Origin of the sequence: Staphylococcus croceilyticus, from assembly GCF_002902575.1 — a bacterium.
GTDB lineage: Bacteria > Bacillota > Bacilli > Staphylococcales > Staphylococcaceae > Staphylococcus > Staphylococcus croceilyticus.
This window is the reverse complement of the sequence record NZ_PPRD01000086.1, coordinates 5,286-7,546: the sequence shown is the minus strand read 5'-3', so window position 1 is coordinate 7,546 and position 2,261 is coordinate 5,286. Positions and strand designations below refer to the sequence as shown.

The window sequence follows — 2,261 nt, the reverse complement described above, 5'->3', positions numbered from 1 at the left end:
CAATAATTGTATAGTATTAAACGAGGTGAAATCATGAGCCAACCCGTATTTGAATTAAAAAATATTGATTACTTTTTCGATAATAAACAAGTGCTTGAAAATATAAATATAAAAATAAATAAAGGCGATTTTCTTGCAATAGTAGGACCCAATGGGGCAGGTAAATCTACATTGTTAAAAGTAATATTAGGATTACTTCCGCTTCAAAATGGTGAAATTTTTATCGACGGAAAATCATATAAAAAGAATATACAATCTGCATTAAAAATAAGCTATGTATCTCAAAAAGCAAATGCTTTTAGAGCGGGATTTCCAGCAAGTGTCCATGAAGTCGTATTAAGTGGTCTTACTAAGACAAAAAAGCTTTTTCAGCGCTTTAATAAAGTAGATGAAAAATTAGTAGAAGACGTCTTGCGTAGATTAAACATTCATCATCTAATTGATAAAAATATCGCAGAGCTATCTGGAGGACAACAACAACGAATTTTAATCGCTCGTGCTTTAATATCTAATCCATCTGTATTAATCCTCGATGAACCTACAAATGGTATAGATGCTAAACATGTTAGTGAATTTTATGAAACATTAGAACGGTTAAAACATGAGGGGATTACAATTATACTTGTAACCCATGATATTGGCGTTGTAGCCGATACAGCTACTAAAGTTGCTTGTCTAAACAAACATTTACATTTTCATGGCTCAACGGAAGAATTTAAATCGCTTGATGAAGTTGAAATTTCTAAAATTTATGGTCATCCCGTTAAATTTGTTGATCATCAACACAATAGAACATGCTGTGAAGCATAATATAAGATTACAAGGAGTTAATTATGAATAAATTAAATAAAACTGTATACGGTGATTTCCATGATTGAAGCCTTATTAAATTTTGATTTTATGCGTTATTCACTAATAAGTGGTATTCTTATTGGTTTTATTGCGCCATTAATAGGCGCCTTTATTGTAGTAAGACGTTTATCTCTAATTGCAGATGCTTTAAGCCATGTGACTTTAGGTGGTATTTCATTTGGGATGTTTGTCCTAACATTATCTCCCGCATTAGCATTTATTAACCCAATGTGGTTTGGTATTCTCTTTGCCATCGTTGGAGCGCTATTAATTGAAAAATTAAGAACGTCTTATACAAATTATCAAGAAATAGCAATTCCAATTATTATGAGTGCTGGTATTGCATTAAGTGCAATATTCATATCATTAGCTGATGGTTTCAACCAAGAGATTGTAGGACTATTATTTGGTTCTATAAGTGCGGTGAATTTGAGTGATTTGCTTACAATCTCAGTGATTTCAGTCATCGTTGTCCTATTCATTTTTTTATTCTACAAAGAGTTATTTATTTTATCTTTTGATGAAGAATATAGTAAAGTGATTAATATTCCTAAATGGATACAATTTCTATTTATAATTATTGTCGCTATGGTTATCTCAGCTTCTATGAGAGTAGTAGGGATTTTACTAGTGAGTGCTTTAATTACACTCCCAATAGCAATTGCTATGCGAATAACTAAAGGCTTTAAACAATTAATCATTTTAAGTGTTATAATTGGTGAAAGTTCAGTGATTTTAGGATTAATTCTTGCTTTCTATATGAATATTTCGCCTGGTGGTGTTATTGTAGTCCTATTAGTTTTATTATTAGGCATTACGATGTTATATCAAAGATCTACTTTTAGATTTAAAAAGGGGCATTAAAGTATGAATACAAATGATGCAATAAAAATTTTAAAAAATAATGGTTTAAAATATACAAAGAAACGCGAAGATATGATTAATATATTCGTTCAAGAAGACAAATATATTAATGCTAAACATATTCAACAACAATTAGATAAAGATTATCCTGGTATTTCTTTCGATACCATATATAGAAATTTACATCTATTTAAAGACTTAAATATCATCGAGAGTACTGAATTAGACGGAGAAATGAAGTTTAGAATTGCGTGTACAAATCATCATCACCATCATTTTATTTGTGAAAATTGTGGCGATACAAAAGTAATTGATTATTGTCCAATTGACGAAATTAAACAGTTCTTGCCAAATGTAGACATTCATACACATAAATTAGAAGTTTATGGCATATGTGAAACATGTCATCATAAAGGCATTAATTAACGAATAAACCTATCTAGCCAATTATCTCATAAGCTAGATAGGTTTTTATGTATTATAGGTCATTAGACTGATTTATTAAGCAAATTTTAAAATATAAGCCATATTATGTTTAAAATCCA

General features: G+C 29.7%; 3 protein-coding genes. All 3 read left to right on the top strand.

Annotation, left to right across the window (positions count from 1 at the left end; translation table 11 throughout):
- Positions 1 to 33 precede the first annotated feature (33 nt).
- From CD128_RS09715 to CD128_RS09705, 3 genes are read left to right on the top strand one after another with little or no spacing between them, the layout of a single operon-like run.
- Complete coding sequence (locus CD128_RS09715; protein ID WP_103329722.1) at positions 34 to 810, top strand: metal ABC transporter ATP-binding protein; 777 nt, start codon at positions 34 to 36, stop codon at positions 808 to 810.
- Between the two features lie 60 nt (positions 811 to 870).
- Positions 871 to 1,716: a metal ABC transporter permease gene (locus tag CD128_RS09710; RefSeq protein ID WP_103329721.1), complete on the top strand. Its 846-nt coding sequence runs from the start codon at positions 871 to 873 to the stop codon at positions 1,714 to 1,716.
- 3 nt (positions 1,717 to 1,719) lie between these two features.
- Entirely contained in the window at positions 1,720 to 2,142 is a 423-nt protein-coding gene (locus CD128_RS09705) for a Fur family transcriptional regulator (RefSeq protein WP_103329720.1), read from the top strand.
- Positions 2,143 to 2,261: the final 119 nt, after the last annotated feature.

What these genes read in the sequence shown, in the direction of transcription:
- CD128_RS09715 (WP_103329722.1), top strand. Translation starts at nt 34, where the DNA reads ATGAGCCAACCCGTATTTGAATTAAAAAATATTGATTACTTTTTCGAT.
- CD128_RS09710 (WP_103329721.1), top strand. Translation starts at nt 871, where the DNA reads ATGATTGAAGCCTTATTAAATTTTGATTTTATGCGTTATTCACTAATA.
- CD128_RS09705 (WP_103329720.1), top strand. Translation starts at nt 1,720, where the DNA reads ATGAATACAAATGATGCAATAAAAATTTTAAAAAATAATGGTTTAAAA.